Raw genomic sequence first — 24,869 nt, forward strand, 5'->3', positions numbered from 1 at the left:
CCGGGCCCGGCCGGTGCGAGAAGTGCGGGTCGAGCCGTTCCTGATCGCCCGGCATCCGCTCACGGTGGCGCAAGTACGGCACTGGCTACCCGAGTACGAGGACGGCTTCGCCGACTCGGCTTCGTGCCCGGCCCGGTTCGAGGACGACCTGGACGACCTGCTGGGGACGTTCCCCTTCCGGCTGCCCAGCGAGGCGGAGTGGGAGTACGCGGCCCGGGCGGGCACGACCACCTTGACCTTCCGCGGAGACGGGAGGCCGGACGAGGACCAGGTGCTCGACGACTTCGCCGACGAGGCGCGCACCGCCGCGGCCGAGAACGCCTTCGGGCTGGCGGCGATGGGGTCGGCGAACGAAGTCTGCGCCGACGTGTGGATTCCGCATTTCACGGACGCGCCGGTGGACGCGCGCCCCCGCACCGGGGACGGACCGCGGGTGGTGCGCGGAGGCGCCGGCGACCTCCATCCGTGGCAGGGCTGCGACGAGTGGCTGCTGTTGCTCTCCGCCACCCGTGACGAGTTCCAGGACTTCACCGCGGTCCGTCCGGTGGCACCTGTGCCAGTCGGTCAGGGGCATGTCGAGCATGGAGGCGACGCGTAGACAGGACGAGCCGGCCCCGCAGGGGAGGAAGCCGGACCCCACCCGTGGTGCGGCCGGGTCGCCGGTCCGGAAGACCGCGCAACCGGACCGTGCCGGGGGCGGTCGGCTGTTCGTGCGGGCGGTTCTCCTCGGCCGCCCGCGGGGCGCGGTCGCGACGTGTGCGGTGTCGGGGCGCCCGCCCGCGCCCCGGGGAGGGCGCACCGTCCCGAAGGCGTGAGCACTTCGGCCGATACTGTCCTGATGCTGCTCATATGAGCGTTCACATGACACATGTCCGCCGACTGTTCACGGTTTCCGGCAAGGCGTCCGCCCCCACCCCACGCCACCGGGACCACGGAGATCCCCCTCCACCATCCGGTGGGACACCCTCATCGGGCACATCGGGGACATGAATGGCCTTCCCGGCTTCCGAAGGAGGGAGGCCGGGAGGGCCTAATCGGGCCCGGCCGACGGTCACGCCGTCGTCCGCGGCCTCCGTGGCGACACCGCGTTCACCGCGGAGCCGCAGACCAGGACCGCCGACAGCGCGATCAGATGGGTCAGAACGTCCTGGATCTGTGTGGCGGGGAAGTAGACGACCACGACCACGATGACGACGAGGACGGCCGCCCGGTCCCGCAGTCGGGGGAGGGAAGATGGGTTCGCTGAGGTCACACTCATGGCAGTACCTCCTGGGTGCCCGCCCCACGGATCGCTGCTCCTGCCGGGAAGCCTGCGCAGGGATCGGTGGGCTTTCGCGTGGGGCCACTGTGATGCAGGTATCCCCTCGGCACCCGGTGAAGTAACGGGGCGTAAGAGTGATCTAACGCATGGTCATAAAATGCGAGACATGTGGAGTTGCGGCGTTCCCGAGGCGAACGGTGAGGCCCGTCCGGGACCCGCTCATCGGATGACCCGTTCACCCCGGGCGGAGGCGGCGCCCGACGGGACGCACCGGTGTCAGCGGTGACCGGCCCCGGCCGGGACGGTTGTCGTGGACGCGGTCATGTGACCGGCTCGCCGATGCCCAGCAGGTTCCCCTCGCTGTCACGGAACCAGGCGGCGCGTTCACCCCGGGCGCCCTTGCTCGGATAGTTGCCCTCGATCTCGGCGATCCCGTCCTCCGTCCGGAACCCCGGCAGGTCGACCACCTCGAACACCACGCCGCGCCGCCTCAGCTCCGACACGACCGCTTCGACGTCGTCGACCTGCCACCCCATCTGGGTGAAGGTCCCGGGCGAGGCACCCGCCGACCGGAACACGGCGAACTCCGTACCGCCACACCGGTACAGCAGCCCGCCCGGCCGTTCGTCGACCGGCTCCAGACCGAGCTTCTCGGAGTAGAAGCGCCGTGCCCGGTCCAGGTCCTGAGCCGGCAGCCTGGTCGCCACGTGTCCCCGGGCCAAGAGGTTCCCGCCGTCCGTGTTCATGCCCTCACTGTGCCGTTATCGGCGGCCGATCGGCCGGAGACAGGCGGACGGGCGGAGGCGAACGGACCGGACGGAGGAGAGCGAGGACGGACGGAAGCGAACGAGGACGGACGGAGGCGAACGAGGGCGGACGGGGGGCCTACGCCTTGAAGGCGTCCGCGTGCTCCGCGGCCCACCGGGCGAAGGAGCGGGCCGGGCGGCCGGTGACCTCCTCGACGGTGCCGGTGACCGTACGGCCCGCCTCGGGGGTGTTCCCGTACACGTGGAGCAGGAAGCCGATCACCTCCTCGGAGTGGCCCGCCGCCCGCCACCGCGCGACGGCCTCCTCCTCGCTCAGCTCCACCAGGGCGATGTCCCGGCCGCGGGCGGCGGCGATCGCCGCCACCTTGTCGCCGACGGTCAGCACCTCGGGACCGGTGATCACGTACTCCCGGCCGCCGTGCCCCTCTTCGGTGAGCGCGACCGCGGCGACGGCGCCGATGTCGCCCTCGTGGACCATGGCGCTCAGCCGGGAGACGAACGGTTCGCGGACCTCGTCCGCCGCCGCGATCCCGTCCGCCCACTCCAGGGCGTTGGCCATGAACTCGACCGGCATCAGCACGGTCCAGTCCACCCCGCCGTCGGCTCGCACGGCGTCCTCCAGAGGGGTCTCCCCGCCGCCGTGCAGCACGGTGACCCGCCGTACGCCCGCTGCGCGGGCCAGCTCCAGGATGCGCGGCCCGGTCTCCAGCGGGGTGAAGAAGGCGTCCCCGAAGGTGATCAGATGGAGCCCGGTGACCCCCTCCAGGGCCTGGGCCATACCGTAGGGCTCGGTCAGGTCACCCCGGACGACCTCGACGTCCGCCGGAAGGGAGGCCCGCGACGGCTCCCGGGTGAGGGCGCGCACCGCGTGCCCGCGGGCGAGCAGTTCGGCGACCACCTGACGACCGACGGTGCCGGTGGCACCGGTGACGAGGATCTTCTGCGGCTGCTTCTGTGCGTGCGTCTGCGTCATGATCCGACCGTAGGAACCCTTGCGGCCGTCTTCTGTCCGGAAGGGTTCCGGACCGCGCGTCGCGGCCTGGGCGGGCCCGGGTCGGCCGGTGCCGGCCCGGCACGGAGGAGACGGGCTCGAGCGTCCGGGTGAGCCGACGGGTCAGGCAGGGGGACGAGTCCCCCACGCGTTCCGCAGAGCCGGCTGTACGTCCTCCCCGAAGACCATGCGCGTCGTCCCGCCCGGCAGGACGGGCAGCTCGGCCCAGTGGGTCACGGTCTCCTCACTGGCGAGGCCGTACGGCAGACGGACGACCCCGTCGGAGTCGACGAAGCAGTCCCTGTGCTCCGTCCCGTCCTCACCCCAGTGCCGGGACGTGAAGTACATCGGCCTCACCAGCCAGAACTCCTCACCCGACGCCGCATCGGAACCGGAACCGGACTCGGCGGCACTGTCGGCCGGATACCGGCCCGTGATGGCCGCCGCCACCGGTATACCGCTCCGGGGCAGTCCGTCGCGCACGTCGACCCAGGTCACCACGGTCTTCGGATCCGTCATCCCCACCCTCGCTCCCGGACACTCGACAAGTCGTCCTCCGCTCCTGCGCCCACCCGCCGGCAAGGGCACCGCCCCGGCCCCGGCACCGGACAAGACCGCACGGCGCCCGCGAAGGTTGCCCGAGAGGGAACGAGCACGACACCCGGCGGCCCACACCTCCGTGTGGGGCCCGCTTCCGGCGACGACCTCGTCCCTACCCCCCCGGGGGTCTCCTCCGGCACTTCCCCGGACGAGAAGGAAAAGGAAACTGAGACGAGTTCAGCCGCGCCGACCGGGAACGAAGGCCTTCGAGCCGCAGTCCGCGAAGAGCCTCGGGGAGACCGCCGCAGGCGTTCCGTCAGTCGACCCGGTCGTCGTGCAGGCCGCTCGCGCACCGGTCCCCCTCGTCGACCGGCGTCACCAGACACCCCCCACGAGAACCCAGGACCCTTTCGGGAAGGAACCGTTCGGCCTCGTCCGGTCGGTGTGTGAACCGGTGAGGTGCCCGACGCCGGGCAGCGGGGGAACGGTTCGCTGTCCGCCGGCGTCGTTGTTCCCCGGGGCACGGTGGTCGCGCCCCGGGAGGGGAGACCGGGTGCACACGGACGGCTTCGCCGCATGGACAAGGCGGTTCGAGGAGGAACGCGAACGCAGGAGTGCCCAGGGCGACCCGGACTGGGAGCAGGGCGCGACGTTGCCCCCGGAGGTGTGGGCCGGCATCCAGCGCTTCCAGGTCGGCGAGGACGGCGACGGCGCCAACCTCATCGGCAAGGCGGACGAGGCCGGCGACGGCGACTACGCGCGGGCGGTCCGGCTCTTCGTCGCCGAGGAGCAGAACCACGCCCGTCTGCTCGCCCGGCTCCTGGCCGCGGGACACCTACCGACACTGCCCGGGCACTGGAGCGACACGGCCTTCGTACGGCTGCGCCGGCTCATGGGCCTACGCACGGAACTGCTGGTGCTGATGATCGCGGAAGTGGTGGCACTGCGCTATTACCGCGCCCTGCGCGACGGCACCGACGACCCGCTCACCTCGGAAGTGGCGGGACGGATCCTCTCCGACGAGCAGCGCCACGTCCCGTTCCACTGCGAGCGGCTGCACGCCTCCCTGGCAGAGTTGCCCCGCGCGACGCGCCGCCCGGTGATGGCCCTGTGGCGTCTCCTCCTGCTCGCGGTCTCCCTCGCCGTCGCCGCCGACCACGGCCCGGGGCTGCGACGCCTCGGCGTCGGACGCCGGCGATTCGTGGCGGATGTCGCGGCTTCGTCCGGCTCGATCGTCTCCACGACCCTCGCCTCCCGCCCGGACGCGCGGACCAGCGCGGACTGACAGCGTTCCGGGGACAGTCCTGGCTGCAGGAAACGCCCCCTGCCTGTCGGAAAGCCGTAGGCAGGGGGACGTGGACAAGGCTGCTTACTTCTTCTTGCGCCGGTCTTGCCGGGGATCTTGATGAGCTGGTTTTTCGCTGGTCGGAGGCGGTGGGCTCGTGCGTCTGGTGGTCGTCGTCGGTCGTCTTTGGCCACTGGTGAGCGGCCTCGGACGGCCCAGCTAGCCGCGCCCGGCTGACGGCTGGCACCTTCGATTCACTTCGTCTGAACCTCAGCCGACGACAGTCGGCCACGCCGGCGGGCGAGCCGACCGACTAGGCACGCGTATGTCTCGCCGCACCCCCGTCGGCCTCAGCCACGTGGCCGTTGACCAGAGCACCTTGGAACGGCTGGCCCATGACCGCAGCGCCCGAGCCCTCAGCTTGGGAAGCTTAGGTCTTCTCGGGGCGACTACCGCACTGACCTGTGGCGGAGCGCCGTCGGCATCTGGTGGGCGGTCGACTGGTTCCCCGGTGTTCCCCGCGGTTCCCTGCACGATCTGGCACGGGTCTGGCACGGACTTCTTCGCCCCGAAGCCTCGGCTGAAGGGTTGCTGTTCGAGAATTACTCCTCGTGAGGATTCATGTGGATCCAACGTCCGCCACCCTCGTGTCGCATCTCCATGCCCGCATAGGGCTGCCCGCGTCTGGCTGGGCTGGCGGGGGCCGTGTTGATCTCCCTCACCACGATCGCGCCGCTTGGGTGCACGGAATAAGTGACCGTCAGACGCCGATTGTCTGCATGCCGCCACACTCCGCTGCGGTTTTTCTCCTGAATGATCTTCAGTAACGCTTCGCCGACATCGACCTGGTGTCGCTTGGGCAACGCATCGAACTGCGCACGCGCCGTCTCGACGAAGATCAGATCTCTAATCACGCACTCTCCCCCATACGTGAAGTGCCCGCCCTAGCTCGCGAGCATGAATGAACGTTAGGGGACGAAGCCGCGGAGCACCACGGGTTGTGGAATTTGGCGGTCGTGCACTAAACGCCAAGGTGTCTGGACGGTTGCCGCTGGCTCCGGGACCCCTTCGTCCCGAAGTAACTTGGGTGGGGCTTCTACCTTGGGCGGTCGTGTCCCCGACCTGCTCTGACGATCTGCAGACCCCCGCGTTCGTCCGCCGCTGTGCGTCGGCGTTGTCACGCAGTTAGCCACTCACTCTGGCGACTTGGGCTGCGGCATGGCTGCGCTCGTCAGCTCTGCAGGTGGCTGGCCCATGCAGCCTTGATCTGCTCGCCCTGCTCGGCAGTGATGATGTCAGCTTCCATCGCCACGGCCACGAGGTCGGTGCCGGCTGCGAGCTTTAGGGCGGTGAAGGCATCGTTCATGCGGTCGGAGTTTCTGGGTGTTCCACCATGCCCAGGTTCCAAGTCACCGGGGAGGAAGTTCGCGACCTCTCCGTCGTGGCTCTCAAAGGCGGCCTTGTCCATCTTCACATGGACCCGTTTGGTGCCAATGGTGACGACGGTTCCGTGTGACCCATGGTGGTACAGGGGCCTGTCGCTTGGCGCTTTGACCGTGACCTTGTCTCCGACCTTGAAGCTGCTCAGGGTCCTTCCGCTGCCGAGCATGCGCGTCCCCCTCTAGGACATGTGGATCAAGAAGCACTTCATACCGTCCCTCTGCCCTACTTGTACACCTCGTTCTGCCGCCGCGTGGACGAGGGACCAGTCCGACAACTTCCGCCCTCGCCATGAAGGAGGTATGGAGCACCGCTTTAGGAGAGAGGCTGGGTGATCTGCGTGCTGAGCTGCGGCTTCGCCGGCCGAGGAAGCGGGCGGCTACTCGACTGCAGGACTCCGGTGTTGACCGTGGCTGACCCCTGCATCTGGCAGGGTTGTGGCACGAACCTCAGCCGACGACAGTCAGCCACGATGGCGGGTGCGCCGACCGATCAGGCGCGCGTGCCTCGCTGCACCACCTCCGGCTTCAACATGCTGCTGCCAACGACTAGAGCAAGCTGCGATGGCTGACGCGTGCTGACGGCACCTGAACCCGTAAATCTCACACGTTCGTGGCGATATCCCCATATGCTTCGCGTAACACTCATATATCTATTAAGTGGAGCGAAAGAGGAAGAACAGATCAACAACATTGCAGAGTGACCTATAGAAGACAATCGAAGCGGAGCTTGATATTTGCAAGAAGTCGCTTCGAGAGTTCTCCAACAATCGCGATGATATCCAAAGGTTCGCTCGATCGGGAAAACCTTGCATCAGTGGTGGCTTCTCCGGCGGGATTCAAGCCTGCGACACCCCCTTTAGGAGTTCGATCCGGGCTGGCTTCCGATGTCGTAGTCGACTGGTGCGACTGCCGGACAGGGCTGTTGGTGTACGCCTTCGTCGGCGCCGTTGATGTCAGCCGTAAATGTCAGAAGGCTCCGGAGCTCTAGCCGGATCGGTCAGCGACGGCCATATCGGCCGCTTGAGAGCCTGGTAGGGGCGGTATCAGGCGGGGACGGTTGCAGGGGTTGCGGTACGGCGCTGCTGTACACGCCCACCCGCTCACTCTCCCCCTCTTCCGGCAACAGCATCACAATCAGGCTATGACCGAACTATGATCTCGTTATGGGTGACGTAACCTTCCTGAGTCAAGCTGAGCCGGTAGACGAGTATGGCCGAGCTCTCTACGCAGTGGCACGGTCCATCATTCGCGCCCAACTGGACCAATTGGGGCATGACGATCTCACTGATCTGAATTGTGACAGATCGGACGTCACAATGAGGCAGCTCAGCAAAATTGCTCGCCTGGAGCGTGACAAAGGAATGAAAGGCGACGGGTTTGAGTGGGCTGTCCACGAAGCTATCGTCGGCGCGGAGCCCAGCGTTACTGAGCTAGTAGCTCGCGCCATGGGGCGGATGTCTAGAAAATACAAAGACATGCAGGAGCCTCAGTCGCTCCTATTCGGGTATGAACGTGCCAAGTATCTGGGATTTCTCGATGCCGTTGTCGAGGACGCGGGAGACAGTGCAGTCCTACTCCCTGACGGCCAGGGACGCCCGTTTGGGTTCGGCCCATGGGTAACGGTTGCTGCACAAGGCGCCAGAGCGGAACCCATCCTGGCGGACCGAATTAAGAAGGTATGGAAGACTGACCTATTCTTTACCGATGAGGACGGATTCCGGTACACGGCGGCAACAATCAAGAGCAACTGGAAGCAACTGGAATCAGGTCCCGGGCTTCGAATTGGAGTAGTTCCTGAGGCTAAGGATCTTCGCGCCGGAGTCAGATACCAGGACGGCCTCTGGCTGGCAGTTCTGCCGGACCCCGACGGATTTATGGGGATGTTCAATGATGCCTATTCGGCGGTTGCCGCAGCGGTCTGCACGCTCGGCCGCCACAACAAGCCGGCCTATTTTCTCAAGCCTACAGCCAAGGCTCAGAGGCTTCAGCATCAGCTTGAAAAGTACCCGACAGCAAAAGTGGTTGAGATCGAGCACGCGCTCAATGAGGCGGCTCAACAGCACCTCATTTCGGTGGACCACAAGCTTCTGTCTGTGCAGGCTCCGGAATGGCTGCACATGAATGAAACCAGGACTCCGATCATCGCACCACGCCCCCGGTTCGAGCCCCTGGATTAGGTCGATGGAGCGGCTTTGGGGTGGTGCTGCTTTGGCGCGAGTGATCATGGCCCGTAAGCTTCCGACACATCGGGCAGTCTGTGGACCTGCCCGGTAAAGCACGACGTTGGGGCCATGATCTTCGAGGCTCGCGCAAAGTGGCTCCGTAAAGCCGTGGAGCCGACTGCCCCAGCCACGACGTACCCCTTCTCTGGCATCAGGCGGCTGATTGCTGTGCGCGCGGCACGGGCGTTGGCCGGGCTGGAGTGGAGCGGAGACAGGAGCGCAGCCCGGCCGGGGGCCGGGCCGCGCGCGGCGAGCAGAGCGAGCCGCCTTGAACCAGCAAAGAAAGTTGTAACTCAGTCTGTGGTATGCGACTTGTCCGGTCCCGAGAGATGCTGGAGGCTTCGGTTCCGGAGGGTGGTCGGTGTGGCTCGCGATCCCGGTTCTTGACGAGGTGTGGTGTAGAACCCTGGGCATGGGGAGTGAACGGCGGGAGCGGGTGAGGGCCCTCGGGGCACGTCTTCGTGGGCTTCGTGTGGAGGCCGGTCTGACAGGTGCCGCGTTGGCGCAGCGGGCCGGGGTGGGGCAGCCGGCCGTGTCCAAGGTCGAGAACGGGCGCATGGTTCCGAGTGCCGATGTGCTGGACCGGCTCGCACGTGCCCTCGGCCTTGATGAGCCGACTGCAGGTGAAATGCGTGGTCTCCTGGCCGCGGTGGAGACTGCGTCAGGTTCCGATCGGTCGGCTGAGGACGCTGCTCCGGTCGGCGTGACGGTCGATGAGGAGGTTCGGTCCGCTCGGCTGGTGCGCTCGTTCCAGTGTGTCGTTCTGCCGGCCATGCTCCAGAGCGCCGAGTATGCCCGGCACGTCTTCGAGAGTGCGCCTGGTATGACCCCTGAGGCGGTCGGCCGGGTTGTCGGTGCTCGTGTGGAGCGGCAGAGCGTCCTGTACGAGCCGGGGCGGGAGTCGGTGTTCGTGCTGACTGAAGCCGTGTTGCGGACCTGGCCGGGCTCCCCGGCCTTCATGCTCGCGCAGCTCGACCGCCTGTTGGCCGTCGAGAGTCTGAGCACGGTGCGGCTCGGGATCGTTCCCTGGTGTCGACCGGTGCCGGTCCTGCCCCGACACGGATTCACGTTGTGCGACCGGAGGACGGTGGTGGTGGAGGCCTTCGATGGTGAGCGTGTGTCGGACGACGTGGATGAACTCGCCTCGTACGAGGAGGTGTTCGGGTGCTTTGAGCGGGCTGCGGTCTTCGGCGAGGGGGCGCGGGAGCTGCTGGTGCGCGTGATGGGGGAGTTCCGCGACCTGGGGGACTTCATCACTCCTTAGAGGAATAATTCCTCATCATTCCTACTCCCTGCTTGGCGCGGGAATATTCTGCCGCTGCGATGTCTAGCCCCCTAGACGCAGGCGAGGAGATTCCCATGCGATCCAGGTGGTGCCGTGCCTTCCCCGGTGTGGCCGAGGAAGTGGCTCATGCCCGTCACTTCGTCGCCGCCCTGCTGCACGAGCGGGGTCCTGCCGAGGATGCCGTCCTGGTCGTGAGTGAACTCGCGACGAATGCCGTGCGGCATACGCTGAGTGGCTCGGCCGGCGGCTGGTTCCTCGTGGTGGTCGGCCTCGGCGAGGACCTCGTGCGTATCGAGGTGGTCGACCAGGGAGGTCGTCGCGTACCGCACCTGTGTGACGCGACCAGCGAGGAGGAAGGCGGTCGCGGGTTGCGGATGATCGCGGCCTGTGCGAAGGACTGGGGCGTGAAGAGCTGGCCCGACGGGCGCTCGGTGTGGGCCGACCTCGTGCGTGAGGACGCCTGACCGGGCTTCGTTCGGTGGCGGTCCGCGATCCTCTTGTGGGCGGTGATCGGTCAGTCCTCGACGGTGTTTCTGTTTGGCCGGCCAGGCTTCACGTGACAGGCGTTCACTTGGGGCAACGGCTCTCATCCCTTTTACCGAGGGCTCTAAACTCCCGGTGGGTGCCGGGAGGTGAGGCCGTGTCGGAAGATCTGCGACGGATCATGGCGATCGACGATCCGTACCTGCTCCTGAGCGAGATCACGACCCGGTTGGCCGACGCACAGCACGAGGTGACCGAACTGGCCCGGCTCCGTCGGCGTGTGGTGCAGGACCTCCATGCACAAGGGATGTCGTACGCGCAGATCGCGGCGCGGGCCGGTCTGAGCCGTGGGCGGATTCATCAGATCCGGCACACCGGACCGGCACCGGAAGGTGCTTTCCTCGGTCGGGGAGCCGTCACCGTCGCCACTCCGCTGCGGCGCGACGGCGAACGCGGGCGGACGGTCGTCGCCGTGGACGACGTCAGGTGCGGCAAGCGTCTGGAGGACCTGGCACGGTCGTACGGGCTGGACGTCGCCACGGAGCACGTACCGGTGAGCGGAGGCATCGACCTCGACCGTGAGGGTCTGGTCGTGGTGTGCGGGCCGCGCATGTCCCGGGAGATGGGGGAGGCGTACGCACAGGATCCCGTACTGCGCTGGGAGCGGGCGGAGGACGGCCCCTGGACGGTGAGGGATCGCCGTACCGGCACGGTGTACCGGTCGGGACAGGACAGCGATCCGGCCCGCCCGTACGACGTCGGATACCTCGGCAGATTGCCCCGTCCGGACGGGGCGGGCTCGCTGCTCGCCATCGCCGGTATCCACACGCAGGGCTCCCTCGGCGTCGTGCGGCTGCTCGCTTCCGACCTCGGCACGCTCTGGGAGCAGGTGGGGAACCGCCGCTTCTCCACGCTGGTGGGCGTCGAGTACGACCCCGACACCAGCGAACCGCAGGCCGTCGAACTGCTCTGTCCCCTGTACCGGCATGACCAGGAGACCCCGGCGTGAGGGAGTGGTTCTGCGGTGATGTGGGCTTCACCGGGCCTGTGCAACTGACGGCCCGGAGACGGCCCGTCCCACCAAGAAGCCCCCGACCTGACGGGAAACCGCAGGCCGAGGGCTTACCGGGGGCGTGTTACTTCTTCTTGCCCTGGTTCTTGACCGCCTCGATGGCCGCCGCCGCGGCGTCCGGGTCGAGGTAGGTGCCGCCCGGGTTGAGGGGCTTGAAGTCGGCGTCGAGCTCGTAGGACAGGGGGATGCCCGTCGGGATGTTCAGGCCCGCGATGTCGGCGTCGGAGATGCCGTCGAGGTGCTTGACCAGGGCGCGCAGGCTGTTGCCGTGGGCGGCGACCAGGACGGTGCGGCCGGTCAGCAGGTCGGGGACGATCGAGTCGAACCAGTATGGGAGCATCCGGACGACGACGTCCTTCAGGCACTCCGTGCGCGGACGCAGCTCCGGCGGGAGGGTGGCGTAGCGCGGGTCGTCGAACTGGGAGTACTCGGCGTCGGTGTCCAGCGGGGGCGGCGGGGTGTCGTAGGAGCGGCGCCACAGCATGAACTGCTCCTCGCCGAACTCCGCGAGGGTCTGCGCCTTGTCCTTGCCCTGGAGGGCGCCGTAGTGGCGCTCGTTCAGGCGCCAGCTGCGGTTCACGGGGATCCACAGGCGGTCGGCGGACTCCAGCGCGAGCTGGGCGGTGCGGATGGCGCGCTTCTGGAGCGACGTGTGCAGGACGTCGGGCAGCAGACCGGCGTCCTTCAGCAGCTCGCCGCCGCGGACCGCCTCCTTCTCGCCCTTCTCGGTGAGGTTGACGTCCACCCAGCCGGTGAACAGGTTCTTCGCGTTCCATTCGCTCTCGCCGTGGCGGAGGAGGATCAGCTTGTACGGTGCGTCGGCCATGGCTCCGAGCGTAATCGAAGCCCCGCGCGGGCCGCGCCTCCGTCCGGTGGGTGAGGCGCGGGCCCGGCCGGTTGACGGGATCTGTTAATCGAGTGGTGGACGCTCCGACGCTCTTCGTAATGTGTGACTGCCTGTTCGGGCACTTACATTCGGGGGGTTCTCGTGGTGTCCATCGGTCGTGCCGGACGTGCGATGCGGGAGACCGTGTCGGGACTGCCACCCGCCTTCTGGTGGCTGTGGACGAGCACCCTCGTCAACCGGCTCGGGGGCTTCGTCGCCACCTTCATGGCGCTCTACCTCACCCTCGACCGCGGCTACTCCGCCACCTACGCCGGTCTGGTCGTCGCCCTGCACGGCCTCGGCGGGGTGCTGTCCTCACTGGGCGCCGGGGTGATGACCGACCGGCTCGGACGGCGTCCCACCCTGTTGATCGCGCAGTCGTCCACCGCGGTGTCCGTCGCGCTGCTCGGCTTCGTGCGCGACCCCGTCGCCATCGCCGGCGTCGCCTTCCTCGTCGGGACGGCCTCCAACGCCTCCCGGCCCGCCGTCCAGGCGATGATGGCCGACATCGTCCGGCCCGAGGACCGCATCCGTGCCTTCTCCCTCAACTACTGGGCCATCAACCTCGGCTTCGCCGTCTCCACCATGGCCGCCGGGTTCATCGCCGAGCACAGCTACGCCGCCGGGTTCCTCCTCGAGGCCGTGATGACGATGATCTGCGCGATCGTCGTCTTCGTGAAGCTCCCCGAGTCGAAGCCCGTCCAGGTCGCGGGGGAGGAGCACGAGGACTCCGTCGGCATCGGGACCGTGCTCCGCGACGGGCGGTTCATGGGCGTGGTCGGGCTGTCCTTCCTCGTCGCGCTGATCTTCCAGCAGGGGGCCGTCGGACTGCCCGTCGCGATGGGCGCGGCCGGGTTCACCCCGGCCGACTACGGCATGGCCATCGCGGTCAACGGCGTCCTCATCGTCGTCCTGCAGATCCCGGTCACCCGGTTCATCGAGCACCGCGACCCCGGCCGCCTGCTGGTGGTCTCCTCGCTGCTCGCCGGGTACGGCTTCGGTCTCACCGCCCTCGCCGGGTCGGTCGGCGTCTTCGCCCTCACCGTCTGCGTGTGGACGCTCGCCGAGATCGTCAACGCGCCCACCCAGACCGGACTCGTCGTACGGCTGTCGCCGGCCCACGGACGCGGGCGCTACCAGGGCATGTACACCATGTCCTGGGCCGTCGCCGCGCTCGTCGCCCCGCTGATGTCGGGGTTCGTGATCGACCGGTACGGGGCGGAGTGGCTGTGGGGCACGTGCGCCGTCATCGGCACGGTGGCGGGACTCGGGTACGCGCTGCTGATGCGGCGGCTGCCGGACGACGACGACACCGTGGTCGCCAAGGCATCGGCAGCCGCACCCACTCCTGTGCCCGCACCCACTCCCGAGCCTGCACCCGCCCTCATCCCCGCCCCCGCGCCGGCACCCGCTTCCGAGTCCCTCGCGGAAGCCCCGCCGGTCGTGACGAACGGGGCGGGTGTGACGACCGATGCGGCCGTGACGGTCGGCAAGGCCCGGGCGCGGTGCGGTCCGGAGGGAGAGCGGTCGCAGGCCGGTACCCGCTGAGGCGCACGGGCGCGACAGGTGCGACAGGCGCGGCGAGTACGGCGGGTATGACAGGTACGGCGGGTACGACAGACGACGCGGCGGGCGCGGCAAGCGAGGCGGGTGCCGCACCCGCCGAAGGCCCCGGCGGCCGGTGGACGGCGGCGGCAGTGGACGCCGTCGTCCCGAGGGCTGCCGGGGCCTTCGGCCCGTGCGGATCGGACGGGTACGCGGAAGGGCTCAGCCGCACTGGCAGGGGCTGCCCGACTGGCAGCCGCAACCACAGCCCGAGCCGCAACCGCACGCGGCGATCAGGGTCAGGCTTCTGACCTCGGCCGGCTGCTCCGTCTCGCGCTCCCGCGCGGGATCGGGCGTCGTACCGGTGGAGCCGGGGGAATCGGCCATGGGTCCCTCCTCGAGACTGGTGCCTGTACCCATTGGATGCCCCCGCCGCCGGGCACATCAACGGCGCATCGACGGCGCATTGGGACGCGCGCGTGCCCCTGGCCGATTCCCCGCCTGTCCGACCGGACGTCCGTCCCCGGCGCCGCCCGGAGGCCGGGCTAGGCGCCGGCCTGGATGTCGGGCTGGACGTCCGGCTGGATCTCGTCCGCGTGCTCGCCCGTGACCAGGTACACCACCCGCTTGGCGACCGAGACCGCGTGGTCGGCGTACCGCTCGTAGTAGCGGCCCAGCAGCGTCACGTCGACGGCCGTCTCGATGCCGTGCTTCCAGCGGTCGTCCATCAGGTGCTGGAAGAGGGTGCGGTGCAGCAGGTCCATCTCGTCGTCGTCCTGCTCCAGCTGGAGCGCCAGGTCGACGTCCTTGGTGATGATCACCTCGGCGGCCTTGGCCATCAGGCGCTGGGCGAGCTGGCCCATCTCCAGGATGGTCGCGTGCAGGTCGCCCGGCACGGCGCGCTCCGGGAAGCGCAGCCGCGCGAGCTTCGCCACGTGCTGCGCCAGGTCGCCGGAGCGCTCCAGGTCGGCCGACATCCGCAGCGAGGTGACGACGATCCGCAGATCGGTCGCCACCGGCTGCTGGCGCGCCAGCAGGGCGATGGCCAGGGCCTCCAGGTCGTGCTGGAGCTGGTCGACCTTCTGGTCGCCCTCGATCACGTGCTCGGCCAGCTTCAGATCGGCGTCGAGGATGGCGGTCGTGGCGCGCCCGATCGCCGACCCGACCAGTCGGGCCATCTCCACCAGACCGTCGCCGATCGAATCCAGTTCCTCGTGGTACGCGTCCCGCATCAGGGTTCCTCTCATGCGTTCGAAGGGGTTTCGGGGCCGGGGCCCCCGGGGGGATCTCGGGGCAGGTACCCCGCCACGCAGCCGACGGCGCGAACCCCGCGCGACCGGCGCTGCGAACCCCACGCTCCCACGTTCCGTCCTCCACGCGTCCGGATCCGGCCCCTCACATGAATCATCCCTGGCTCCGAGGTGAACTCTGGGCGACGAGTGTTCGAGCATGACGTCCCATGGCTGTGGCCACCGGCCGGCGCATGCCTAACCTGGATACATGGACGTGAACGCGGCGGTCGCCGCAGTGGCGGCGATCGCCGGAGTGCTCACCGGCGTCATCGCCATGCTGGCGGTCCGCTTCAGCGAGCGCGAGCAGAGGCGCCCCCTGCGTTCCTCACTGCACACGGAACCGGTGCTCCCGCCCGGTGTGGACACCGTGCTGTCCGTCCTGCGTTCCTCCGCCGTCGTCCTGGACGAGGCGGACGGCGTGGTCAAGGCCAGCTCCGCCGCGTACGCCCTCGGACTGGTGCGCGGCGGCAGGCTCGCCGTGGAGCCCATGCTGCAGATGGCCCGCGACACCCGGCGCGACGGCGAGATACGGCAGGTCGAACTGGACCTGCCCCGCCGCGGCACCGGACGCGGCGAGGCCCTCGCCGTCTCCGCCCGGGTGGCCCCCCTCGGCTCCCGGCTCGTCCTGCTGCTCGTGGAGGACCTCACCGAAGCCCGCCGCATAGAAGCGGTACGGCGCGACTTCGTCGCCAACGTCAGCCACGAACTGAAGACCCCGGTCGGCGCGCTCTCCCTGCTCTCCGAGGCCGTCATGGACGCCTCCGACGACCCCCAGGCCGTGGAGCGCTTCGCCGGCCGCATGCAGGGCGAGGCCGTCCGCCTCACCAACCTGGTGCAGGAACTCATCGACCTCTCCCGGGTCCAGAACGACGACCCGCTCGAGGACGCCGAACCCGTCCGCGTGGAGGAACTCGTCGCCGAGGCCGTCGGCCGCTGCCGGCACGCCGCGGGCACCAAGCAGATCACCATGGCCTCGAACGTGTGGTCCCCCGAAGGGGCGGACCACGGCGACACCGGACACAGGGCGGAGCCGACCACCACCGGCGACCTCCGCATCTGGGGCAACCGCGGCCAGCTCGCCGCCGCCCTCGGCAACCTCGTCGAGAACGCCGTCAACTACTCACCCGCCCGCACCCGCGTCGGCATAGCGGCCCGCAGGGTCGCCCGGCCGGGCGGGGACATGATCGAGATCGCCGTGACCGACCAGGGCATCGGCATCTCGGAGAAGGAGAGGGAGCGCGTCTTCGAGCGCTTCTACCGTGTCGACCCGGCCCGCTCCCGCGCCACGGGCGGTACGGGTCTCGGCCTGGCGATCGTGAAGCACGTGGCCGCCTCGCACGGCGGCGAAGTCACCGTGTGGAGCGCCGAAGGCCAGGGCTCCACCTTCACCCTGCGGCTTCCCGAGGCCGCCGCGGCCCCCACCCGCGACCGCGCACCCCGGCCGTCCGACCAGGACGAACCCGAAGGCCCCGACGCCGGGGCCGGACGGACCGCCGGGTCCTCCGACTCCCCCCACTCCCCCGATCCATCCGCGTACGAAACGCTTCCCTCCCCGGAGGTCCTTCCGTGACCCGAGTGCTCGTCGTCGAGGACGAGGAGTCCTTCTCCGACGCCCTGTCGTACATGCTCCGCAAGGAGGGCTTCGAGGTCGCCGTCGCGGCCACCGGGCCCGACGGCCTCGACGAGTTCGAGCGCAACGGAGCCGACCTCGTCCTCCTCGACCTGATGCTGCCCGGCCTGCCGGGCACCGAGGTCTGCCGCCAGCTGCGCGGCCGCTCCAACGTCCCCGTCATCATGGTGACCGCCAAGGACAGCGAGATCGACAAGGTGGTGGGCCTGGAGATAGGGGCCGACGACTACGTCACCAAGCCGTTCTCCTCGCGCGAACTGGTCGCCCGGATCCGCGCCGTGCTGCGCCGCAGGGGCGAGCCGGAGGAGGTCGCCCCCGCCGCCCTGGAGGCCGGCCCCGTCCGCATGGACGTCGACCGGCACGTGGTCACCGTGGGCGGCACCAAGGTCGACCTGCCCCTGAAGGAGTTCGACCTGCTGGAGATGCTGCTGCGCAACGCCGGGCGCGTGCTGACCCGGATGCAGCTCATCGACCGGGTCTGGGGCGCCGACTACGTGGGCGACACCAAGACCCTCGACGTCCACGTCAAGCGGCTGCGCGCCAAGATCGAGCCGGACCCGGGCGCACCGCGCTACCTGGTGACGGTCCGCGGACTGGGCTACAAGTTCGAGCCGTAGACGGAACGGCTCCCGGTATGACGGTGGGCGGGNNCCCGCCCACCGTCATACCGGTGCGGGGGAGCGGCTGCGGACGCATGCGCGGCCGCGTACCCGCGTCCGTGTGCTGCGGCGGCCGCCGGCTCAGTCGTCGGCCGGCCGGCTGGCCGAGGCGGCGTCGGTCGGGGTGCCCTCGGCGCCCTCGGCTTCGCCGGTGGCGGAGGCGTCCGGCGAGCCCGTGGCGTCACCGGTGGGCTTGGCGGACGCTTCGGCCGTCGGCTCGGCCGAGGCCTCCGGCGCGGTCGGGATGTCGCTCGGGCCCCAGTCGGTGAAGAAGTTCTCGGCCGGGTAGACGAACGCGCGCAGGCTCACGTCACCGGTCTCGCTGAGGGTGAAGGTGACCGGCTGGGCGTTGCCGTCCTGGACGGACTCACGGCTGCTGGACAGCACGGCCGAGGCGTTGCCCTCGCCGCCGAGGATGAGTTGGCCGCCGGCCGGGACGGTCAGGCTGCCGCCCTCGGCGGGGGACAGCTCGGCGGTCTTGCCGGTGCCCGGGAGGGTGACCGACTCCAGCGTCTGGTCGGTGCGGCCCTCGTTGAACAGCGTGGCGGCCACGACGGCCGGTCCCGTGGACTCGAGGTCCGGCTGGGTGACGATGATGGCGTTCTGGACCTTGATGTCGCCGACGGTCGTCGCGGCGTTGTCCGGCTGGATCTGCAGGGTCTGGGCGTTGTTGCCGGCCGCACACGCGGAGAGCGAGGCGATCGAGAACGCGATGGCGGCGGCGGCGATGGCCCCGCGTCGAAGGCTGCTGCTCACGGCGGCGGCAACTCCTTGACTCGTGCGAGCGGTGGCGACCGGTCAGCCGCCCTGAGTGTCTGTCAGTCGCTGTCAGCGGGTGTCTGCCAGCGGCCTCAGGTTATCGAGCCGTCCCCGCGCGCCCGCACCCGACCCTCCCTGAGGCATCCCCCGTCCCCCCGGATGGCGCGTACGGGTGTTCTCCGGGGCGTACGGCGGAGGCCCCCGGCCCGCGCGAGTGACGTGCGGGTTACTCCGTCCGGGCACTCCCGCGGCATTCGGATAAGCGCGGCCGGGAGCGTCCTCGCCCCGGCACGGTGCATATATCCGCGAGGGAATGCGGGACGGGCCGGGAAATGCGGCGGGCGGTGCGGAAATGGATCACCGTCGGCGTGTCCCGGACGGGCTCGTGATCAATTCCGGATTCGGCCGGAACCCGGCCGCACGCACCGAACGGAGTAGCGGAAGTCGAGCACATGGAGTCAGACATATGGGGACGTATGGGCGTCTTCAGGGGACTCCGGGTACGTGTAACGTACGCGTTTCACTTGCCCCGAAGAGCCCCTCCGACCTGCGAATACCCGCTTCCGTTCGGCACTCGAAGCACGTTCCCGATGCTGTTGTCAAGCCCCGAGAATGGCCCTGACCTGCGAAAACGCCATTCAGAACGCGCCGTATCCGTGTTACCCTGGATAGCCACGGAAGGGGTACCTGTCACATGACGTTCAAGGTTGGCGACACCGTGGTCTATCCCCATCACGGGGCCGCGCTGATCGAGGCTATCGAAACTCGCCAGATCAAAGGCGTGGACAAGACCTACTTGGTGCTGAAGGTCGCCCAGGGTGACCTGACGGTACGTGTGCCAGCGGACAATGCGGAGTTCGTCGGCGTGCGTGATGTGGTCGGTCAGGACGGGCTGGACCGGGTCTTCGAGGTGCTGCGCGCACCGTACGCCGAGGAGCCCACGAACTGGTCCCGCCGGTACAAGGCAAACCTGGAGAAGCTCGCTTCGGGCGACGTCATCAAGGTCGCGGAAGTCGTGCGTGACCTGTGGCGCCGTGAGCGTGAGCGCGGCCTCTCCGCCGGTGAGAAGCGCATGCTCGCCAAGGCGCGCCAGATCCTGGTCAGCGAGCTCGCCCTCGCGGAGAAGACCAACGAGGACAAGGCCGAAGCTCTCCTCGACGAGGTCCTCGCCTCCTGAGGCGGGGAAAGACAGCAGGCGGGGCATGTACGGAGCTTCGTCGCCCGGTGCTCGGTAGCACACCGGATTCCCGTGCACCTCGAGGACCAGCACATCGAAATGCCGCGGTGCCCGATGACGTCTGTGAAGTCGCCGGGCGCTGCGGCATGTCCGTCCCCGGACACCGTCCGCATGTCACCCGACGTCCGTGTGCCACCCGGCCCGGACGCCTCGCACCCGCCACCACGCTCCGCACCCGCCGTACTTCCCCGCACCCCGGCCGGGTCCGGGCGGCCGACCCGACCAGAGTCACGGAAGGGGCTGGTCAAGGCGGTACGCCCGGCACTCCCCCGCTCCGGGAGCGGGGGCTACGCCCAAGGCCATACCCACTCGGGTCCCGCACACAAACATGACAGGAACCGATGTCTGACGCTCCCCTCCCGCAGCCGCCCGCACAGCCCGTCCCCGGCCGCACGGCCGCCCGCACGGCGGCCGTGATCCCGGCCGCCGGCCGGGGTGTGCGCCTCGGTCCGGGCGCGCCCAAGGCGCTCCGCACCCTGGGCGGCACGCCCATGCTCATCCACGCCGTCCGCGCGATGGCCGATTCCCGCGCCGTCTCCCTGGTCGTCGTCGTGGCCCCGCCCGAGGGCGCCGCGGAGGTCAGGACGCTGCTCGACGCACACGCGCTGCCCGAGCGCACCGAGTTCGTCGTCGTCCCCGGCGGGGAGACCCGCCAGGAGTCCGTGAAGCTCGGCCTCGACGCCCTGCCGCCCGGCTACGACATCGTCCTGGTGCACGACGCGGCCCGTCCGCTGGTCCCCGTCGACACCGTGGACGCCGTCGTCGAGGCCGTCCGCGACGGCGCCCCCGCCGTGGTCCCGGCACTGCCGCTCGCCGACACCGTCAAGCAGGTCGAGCCCGCCATCGCCCCCGGCGAGCCGGAACCCGTGGTCGCCACCCCCGACCGGTCCCTGCTGCGTGCCGTGCAGACCCCGCAGGGCTTCGACCGGGACACCCTGGTGCGCGCGCACGAGACGGTGACCGGCGACGTCACCGACGACGCGAGCATGATCGAACGGCTGGGCGCGGCCGTCGTCACCGTGCCCGGCCACGAGGAGGCGTTCAAGGTCACCCGTCCCCTCGACCTCGTCCTCGCCGAGGCGGTCCTCGCCCGCAGGAGGCTCAACGATGGCTTCTGAGCCGCGGGCCGCAGGCGCGCAGTCCGTCCGCGCCGAGCCGGCCCGTCCCGGTCCCGTCCCCGCCGAGCCCGTCCTCCCGCAGGTCGGCATCGGCACCGACATCCACGCCTTCGAGGACGGCCGGGACCTGTGGTGCGCCGGCCTGAAGTGGGAGGACCAGGGGCCCGGACTCGCCGGGCACTCCGACGCCGACGTCGTGGCGCACGCCGCGTGCAACGCCCTGTTCTCCGCCGCCGGCCTCGGCGACCTGGGACAGCACTTCGGCACCGGGCGGCCCGAGTGGTCCGGCGCCTCCGGCGTGACCCTGCTGACCGAGGCCGCGCGGATCGTCCGGGCGGCCGGATTCCGGATCGGCAACGTGGCGGTGCAGGTCGTCGGTGACCGGCCCAAGGTCGGCAGGCGCCGGGACGAGGCCCAGAAGATCCTTTCCGAGGCCGCCGGGGCACCCGTGTCGGTCTCCGGCGCCACCACCGACGGACTCGGCTTCCCGGGCCGCGGCGAGGGACTGATGGCCGTCGCCACCGCCCTCGTGGTCCGCACGGACCGGGGCTGACCGCCGTCCGTGCGAACCGGGGACCGGGCCGACCGGAACACGGGGCGGGGACGGCGCGAAGGGGCGCGAGGCACCGCCCCGGGCCGACTACCCTGGAGGGGTGACTATTCGCCTGTACGACACCAACGCCCGGCAGATCCGTGACTTCGTCCCGCTCCAGCCGGGTTGTGTCTCGATCTACCTGTGCGGTGCCACCGTGCAGGCGGCACCCCACATCGGGCACATCCGCTCGGGGCTGAACTTCGACATCATGCGCCGCTGGTTCGAGTACCGCGGTCTGCGCACGACGTTCATCCGCAACGTCACGGACATCGACGACAAGATCATCGCGAAGTCCGCGGAGCAGGGCCGCCCCTGGTGGTCCATCGGCTACGAGAACGAGCGGGCCTTCACCGAGGGTTACCGGGCCCTCGGTTGCCTCCCCCCGACCTACGAGCCGCGCGCCACCGGCCACATCACCGAGATGGTCGAGATGATGCGCGGCCTCATCGAGCGCGGCCACGCCTACGAGGCCGACGGCAACGTCTACTTCGCCGTCACCTCGTTCCCCGAGTACCTGGTGCTGTCCAACCAGGAGCTGGACAACCTGCTCCAGCCCTCGGGCGAGGGTGAGACCGGCAAGCGCGACCCGCGCGACTTCGCCCTGTGGAAGACGGCCAAGCCCGGCGAGCCGAGCTGGGAGTCGCCGTGGGGCCGCGGGCGTCCCGGCTGGCACCTCGAGTGCTCGGCGATGGCGCACAAGTACCTCGGCCCCGTCTTCGACATCCACGGCGGCGGCCTCGACCTGATCTTCCCGCACCACGAGAACGAGATCGCCCAGGCCAAGGCCTACGGCGACGAGTTCGCCCGGTACTGGGTGCACAACGCCTGGGTCACCATGAGCGGCGAGAAGATGTCGAAGTCGCTCGGCAACTCGGTGCTGGTCAGTGAGATGGTCAAGCGCTGGCGGCCCATCGTGCTCCGCTACTACCTCGGCACCCCGCACTACCGCTCGATGATCGAGTACAGCGAGGAGGCCCTGCGCGAGGCGGAGTCCGCGTTCGCGCGGATCGAGGGCTTCATCCAGCGGGTCGGCGAGCTGACCGGCACCGCGGGCGCCGTCGAGCCGGCCGCCGAGGTGCCGCCCGCCTTCGCCGAGGCCATGGACGACGACCTCGGCGTCCCGCAGGCGCTGGCGGTGGTGCACACCACCGTCCGGCAGGGCAACAGCGCGCTGGCGGCCGACGACAAGGAAGCCGCCGTCGCCCGCCTCGCCGAGGTGCGCGCCATGCTCGCCGTGCTCGGCCTGGACCCCCTCGACCCGCACTGGGCCGGTGGCGCCGACCGCGGCGACGACCTGAACGGCGTGGTCGACACCCTCGTCCGCATGGTCCTCGACCAGCGCGAGGCCGCCCGCGCCCGCAAGGACTGGCCCACCGCGGACGCCCTCCGCGACCAGCTCGGCCAGTCCGGACTGGTCGTCGAGGACGGTCCGCAGGGCCCGCGCTGGAGCCTCGGCCCGCGCTGACGGGGACGCCGGCCGCGGCACGGCCGGGGCACCACCGGAAGATCAAGTGTGCCGTCCGGGCCTCCGGACGGCACACTGCAGAGACGTCACGCCGACACGGGCGCGACACCGACACAGGCGTAACACCGCCACGCCGACGCGACAGGGCAGGACCGGGTCGCCGGCGCGGCGGACGCGACACCGACGTGCGTACGCGGAACCGTACGCACACACGACTTCATGGAGACGGGTACATCATGGCCGCGAACAACCGCCGCATGTCCGGCAAGAAGGGCGCGCAGGTCGGCAGTGGCGGCCAGCGGCGCCGGGGCCTGGAGGGCAAGGGACCCACGCCCCCCGCCGAGATGCGCAAGGGGCACGCCAAGCAGCGCATCGCCCAGGCGAAGGCCCGCCGGGCCGCCGGACGCGCCCCGCAGCGGCGCGGCGGACGCTCGGCCTCCGAACTCGTCGTCGGGCGCAACCCCGTCGTCGAGGCGCTGCGCGAGGGCGTGCCCGCCTCCATGCTGTACGTCCAGCAGTTCATCGACAGCGACGAGCGGGTGCGCGAGGCGCTCCAGCTCGCGGCCGACCGCGGCGGCATCCACCTCATGGAGGCCCCCCGCCCCGAGCTCGACCGGATGACCAACGGCCTGAACCACCAGGGCCTGGTCCTCCAGGTCCCGCCCTACGAGTACGCGCACCCCGAGGACCTCGTCGCGGGCGCCCACGACGCGGGCCAGGACCCGCTGATCGTCGCCCTCGACGGCGTCACCGACCCGCGCAACCTCGGCGCCGTCGTCCGCTCCGTCTCCGCCTTCGGCGGCCACGGCGTCGTCGTCCCCGAGCGGCGTGCCGCCGGGATGACCGCCGGCGCCTGGAAGACGTCCGCCGGTGCCGCCGCCCGTACGCCCGTCGCGCGGGCCACCAACCTGACGCGCACCCTGGAGGGCTACAAGAAGGCGGGGATCGCGATCGTCGGGCTGGCCGCCGACGGAGAGGCCGAGATCGGCGAACTGGAGGCGCTGGCCGGCCCCGTGGTGATCGTCGTCGGCAGCGAGGGCAAGGGGCTCTCCCGGCTCGTCGGCGAGACCTGCGACTTCCGGGTGCGGATCCCGATGCCGGGCGGCACCGAATCCCTCAACGCCGGCGTGGCGGCGGGAGTCGTGCTGTACGAGGCGGCACGCCGCCGCGCCTGAACGAACGTTCGGCACCTTCACCCGTACGGAGGGTTCCACGTCATCCGGACGGGTGGGGGACAGGCTTGACGCGGTCCGGACACATCCGCCGCGTCAAGACAGTGTCCTAACGTCGGGTCACTCGGTTAGATGAGTGTGGACACCAGAACACCCCGCACTCCCACGGGGGACCGCTCGTCGGGACTCGACGACGCTCCCGCGCTGAGCATGGTGAAGGTGCCGAGCGATCCGGCGCAGGTCATCGTCAATCACGCCAGCTTCCGCGTGCAGCTGGGCGCCTCGAACCGACGCGTCCAGTCCCAGCGGATCGCACGGCACCCGATCGCGGCCGAGGACACGGCCCGCATCCCCGTCGTCACCACCGTGGGCGCCCCGGGCCGGTCCGCGGCCCGCCGGCGCCCCGTCGTCTGGAGCGGCCGTTCGGCCCCCGACGACACGGGGGCGCACCGGCTCCTCCAGACCATGCGGAACGAAGGCGTCCACCACGCCGACGAACCGCTCGCCGACGCCGGCGCCACCCGGGTCGTCCCCCGGGCCGGCGACGGGTACGGCTACGTCGAGGACCCGGCCGCCCAGACCCTCGAAACGCCCGTCGTCGGCCGCCAGCGCACCCACGGCGGCCGGCAGCCCCTGCTGCCTCCCCTGCGCACCGTCGGCAGCGCCTACGACGAACCGGCGTACGGCGGACCGGACTACGGCGAACAGGGCTACGGCGCACAGGGCTACGGCGCACAGGACTACGACGACGGGTTCGGGGACACCGGCGGCCACCGGACCGCCACCGACCCGCACACCGGCGGCCGCCGCGCCCGGCGCCAGGGCGACGACCCGGCCCGGCACGCCTACTACCCCGGCCGCCGGATGAACCTCGGGGTCGTCCTGCTCCCGCTGCGCCTCTTCCTCGGCTTCATCTCCGTCTACGCCGGCATGGGCAAGCTCTGCGACCCGCTCTACTTCGACGGCGGCGAGCGCGGCTCCATGGTGACGTGGCTCAGGACCCTGCACCCGTGGGAAGTCGCCCAGCCGCTCCAGCAGTTCGCCCTCGAGCACCCCATCGGCTCCGGACTCCTCGTCGCCTTCCTCCAGGTGATCGTCGGCGTCCTCACCATCCTCGGCTGCTGGCAGCGCGTCGGCGCCGTCATCGGCGCCCTGCTCTCCGC

General features: G+C 69.9%; 25 protein-coding genes. 15 read left to right on the plus strand and 10 right to left on the minus strand.

Annotation, left to right across the window (positions count from 1 at the left end; genetic code table 11):
• Positions 1 to 598, plus strand: a 598-nt coding sequence (locus tag AOK18_RS12040; RefSeq protein ID WP_055694332.1) for a formylglycine-generating enzyme family protein, incomplete at its 5' end; no start/stop codon positions are given.
• Between the two features lie 453 nt (positions 599 to 1,051).
• Here the strand turns inward: AOK18_RS12040 and AOK18_RS12045 are convergent.
• The 4 genes from AOK18_RS12045 to AOK18_RS12060 all read right to left on the minus strand — a co-directional run bounded on the left by AOK18_RS12045 (position 1,052) and on the right by AOK18_RS12060 (position 3,538).
• A complete protein-coding gene (locus tag AOK18_RS12045) occupies positions 1,052 to 1,258 on the minus strand; it encodes a hypothetical protein (protein WP_055694333.1) in 207 nt (68 codons plus the stop codon).
• Positions 1,259 to 1,581: 323 nt separating this feature from the next.
• On the minus strand, positions 1,582 to 2,007 hold the full coding sequence (locus AOK18_RS12050; protein ID WP_055694334.1) for a VOC family protein: 426 nt from the start codon (positions 2,005 to 2,007) through the stop codon (positions 1,582 to 1,584).
• A 139-nt stretch (positions 2,008 to 2,146) separates the two neighbouring features.
• Positions 2,147 to 3,001 (minus strand): NAD(P)H-binding protein, encoded by an 855-nt coding sequence (locus tag AOK18_RS12055; RefSeq protein WP_055694335.1) that lies wholly within the window; start codon positions 2,999 to 3,001, stop codon positions 2,147 to 2,149.
• 141 nt (positions 3,002 to 3,142) lie between these two features.
• Entirely contained in the window at positions 3,143 to 3,538 is a 396-nt protein-coding gene (locus AOK18_RS12060) for an AQJ64_40280 family protein (protein ID WP_055694336.1), read from the minus strand.
• A 574-nt stretch (positions 3,539 to 4,112) separates the two neighbouring features.
• On the opposite strand from AOK18_RS12060, the gene AOK18_RS12065 reads away from it, so the two are divergent.
• Positions 4,113 to 4,844, plus strand: a complete 732-nt coding sequence (locus AOK18_RS12065; RefSeq protein ID WP_055694337.1) for a ferritin-like domain-containing protein — start codon at positions 4,113 to 4,115, stop codon at positions 4,842 to 4,844.
• A 602-nt stretch (positions 4,845 to 5,446) separates the two neighbouring features.
• On the opposite strand, the gene AOK18_RS12070 is transcribed toward AOK18_RS12065, so the two are convergent.
• Together AOK18_RS12070 and AOK18_RS12075 are read right to left on the minus strand one after the other, a co-directional pair.
• The gene (locus AOK18_RS12070) at positions 5,447 to 5,758 is read right to left on the minus strand and encodes a hypothetical protein (protein ID WP_055694338.1); all 312 of its coding nucleotides are present in this window, start codon (positions 5,756 to 5,758) and stop codon (positions 5,447 to 5,449) included.
• Between the two features lie 317 nt (positions 5,759 to 6,075).
• Positions 6,076 to 6,453 carry a hypothetical protein gene (locus AOK18_RS12075; RefSeq protein ID WP_055694339.1) on the minus strand — a complete coding sequence of 126 codons (378 nt, stop codon included), beginning with the start codon at positions 6,451 to 6,453 and terminating at the stop codon, positions 6,076 to 6,078.
• 996 nt (positions 6,454 to 7,449) lie between these two features.
• Here AOK18_RS12075 and AOK18_RS32985 point away from each other — a divergent pair.
• The 4 genes from AOK18_RS32985 (at position 7,450) to AOK18_RS12090 (ending at position 11,285) form a co-directional block, all read left to right on the plus strand.
• The gene (locus tag AOK18_RS32985; protein WP_157865079.1) at positions 7,450 to 8,463 is read left to right on the plus strand and encodes a hypothetical protein; all 1,014 of its coding nucleotides are present in this window, start codon (positions 7,450 to 7,452) and stop codon (positions 8,461 to 8,463) included.
• Positions 8,464 to 8,920: 457 nt separating this feature from the next.
• Positions 8,921 to 9,772 carry a helix-turn-helix domain-containing protein gene (locus AOK18_RS12080; RefSeq protein WP_079104973.1) on the plus strand — a complete coding sequence of 284 codons (852 nt, stop codon included), beginning with the start codon at positions 8,921 to 8,923 and terminating at the stop codon, positions 9,770 to 9,772.
• Positions 9,773 to 9,867: 95 nt separating this feature from the next.
• Positions 9,868 to 10,257, plus strand: a complete 390-nt coding sequence (locus tag AOK18_RS12085; RefSeq protein ID WP_055694340.1) for an ATP-binding protein — start codon at positions 9,868 to 9,870, stop codon at positions 10,255 to 10,257.
• A gap of 176 nt (positions 10,258 to 10,433) precedes the next feature.
• Positions 10,434 to 11,285, plus strand: a complete 852-nt coding sequence (locus tag AOK18_RS12090) for a sigma factor-like helix-turn-helix DNA-binding protein (protein WP_055694341.1) — start codon at positions 10,434 to 10,436, stop codon at positions 11,283 to 11,285.
• A 127-nt stretch (positions 11,286 to 11,412) separates the two neighbouring features.
• On the opposite strand, the gene AOK18_RS12095 is transcribed toward AOK18_RS12090, so the two are convergent.
• A complete protein-coding gene (locus AOK18_RS12095; RefSeq protein WP_055574050.1) occupies positions 11,413 to 12,174 on the minus strand; it encodes a phosphoglyceromutase in 762 nt (253 codons plus the stop codon).
• 192 nt (positions 12,175 to 12,366) lie between these two features.
• Here AOK18_RS12095 and AOK18_RS12100 point away from each other — a divergent pair, with 192 nt between their 5' ends.
• The gene (locus AOK18_RS12100) at positions 12,367 to 13,782 is read left to right on the plus strand and encodes an MDR family MFS transporter (protein WP_099048867.1); all 1,416 of its coding nucleotides are present in this window, start codon (positions 12,367 to 12,369) and stop codon (positions 13,780 to 13,782) included.
• Positions 13,783 to 14,001: 219 nt separating this feature from the next.
• On the opposite strand, the gene AOK18_RS32505 is transcribed toward AOK18_RS12100, so the two are convergent.
• Both AOK18_RS32505 and phoU read right to left on the minus strand, forming a co-directional pair.
• Positions 14,002 to 14,166, minus strand: coding sequence for a hypothetical protein (locus AOK18_RS32505; RefSeq protein ID WP_107099667.1), 165 nt, complete (start codon positions 14,164 to 14,166; stop codon positions 14,002 to 14,004).
• Between the two features lie 158 nt (positions 14,167 to 14,324).
• The gene (gene phoU / locus AOK18_RS12105; RefSeq protein WP_055694342.1) at positions 14,325 to 15,011 is read right to left on the minus strand and encodes a phosphate signaling complex protein PhoU; all 687 of its coding nucleotides are present in this window, start codon (positions 15,009 to 15,011) and stop codon (positions 14,325 to 14,327) included.
• A gap of 268 nt (positions 15,012 to 15,279) precedes the next feature.
• Here phoU and phoR point away from each other — a divergent pair, with 268 nt between their 5' ends.
• Positions 15,280 to 16,641, plus strand: a complete 1,362-nt coding sequence (gene phoR / locus AOK18_RS12110; protein WP_055694343.1) for a two-component system sensor histidine kinase PhoR — start codon at positions 15,280 to 15,282, stop codon at positions 16,639 to 16,641.
• A gap of 5 nt (positions 16,642 to 16,646) precedes the next feature.
• Positions 16,647 to 17,318, plus strand: a complete 672-nt coding sequence (gene phoP, locus AOK18_RS12115; RefSeq protein WP_465269179.1) for a two-component system response regulator PhoP — start codon at positions 16,647 to 16,649, stop codon at positions 17,316 to 17,318.
• Positions 17,319 to 17,441: 123 nt separating this feature from the next.
• Here phoP and AOK18_RS12120 read toward each other — a convergent pair whose 3' ends face one another.
• Positions 17,442 to 18,116: a copper chaperone PCu(A)C domain-containing protein gene (locus tag AOK18_RS12120; RefSeq protein ID WP_055694344.1), complete on the minus strand. Its 675-nt coding sequence runs from the start codon at positions 18,114 to 18,116 to the stop codon at positions 17,442 to 17,444.
• Positions 18,117 to 18,813: 697 nt separating this feature from the next.
• On the opposite strand from AOK18_RS12120, the gene AOK18_RS12125 reads away from it, so the two are divergent.
• The 6 genes from AOK18_RS12125 to AOK18_RS12150 all read left to right on the plus strand — a co-directional run.
• On the plus strand, positions 18,814 to 19,296 hold the full coding sequence (locus AOK18_RS12125; protein WP_042168913.1) for a CarD family transcriptional regulator: 483 nt from the start codon (positions 18,814 to 18,816) through the stop codon (positions 19,294 to 19,296).
• Positions 19,297 to 19,697: 401 nt separating this feature from the next.
• Positions 19,698 to 20,474, plus strand: coding sequence for a 2-C-methyl-D-erythritol 4-phosphate cytidylyltransferase (gene ispD, locus AOK18_RS12130; protein WP_055572954.1), 777 nt, complete (start codon positions 19,698 to 19,700; stop codon positions 20,472 to 20,474).
• A complete protein-coding gene (gene ispF / locus AOK18_RS12135; RefSeq protein WP_079104972.1) occupies positions 20,464 to 21,027 on the plus strand; it encodes a 2-C-methyl-D-erythritol 2,4-cyclodiphosphate synthase in 564 nt (187 codons plus the stop codon). The genes ispD and ispF overlap by 11 nt, the downstream gene beginning before the upstream one ends.
• 100 nt (positions 21,028 to 21,127) lie before the next feature.
• Complete coding sequence (gene cysS / locus AOK18_RS12140; RefSeq protein WP_055694345.1) at positions 21,128 to 22,534, plus strand: cysteine--tRNA ligase; 1,407 nt, start codon at positions 21,128 to 21,130, stop codon at positions 22,532 to 22,534.
• A 236-nt stretch (positions 22,535 to 22,770) separates the two neighbouring features.
• On the plus strand, positions 22,771 to 23,709 hold the full coding sequence (gene rlmB, locus AOK18_RS12145) for a 23S rRNA (guanosine(2251)-2'-O)-methyltransferase RlmB (RefSeq protein ID WP_055572956.1): 939 nt from the start codon (positions 22,771 to 22,773) through the stop codon (positions 23,707 to 23,709).
• Between the two features lie 129 nt (positions 23,710 to 23,838).
• Positions 23,839 to 24,869 (plus strand): DoxX family protein (locus AOK18_RS12150; protein ID WP_240503153.1); only part of this gene is annotated, 1,031 nt, incomplete at its 3' end.

Source organism: Streptomyces prasinopilosus (assembly GCF_001419695.1).
Taxonomy (GTDB): Bacteria; Actinomycetota; Actinomycetes; order Streptomycetales; family Streptomycetaceae; genus Streptomyces; species Streptomyces prasinopilosus.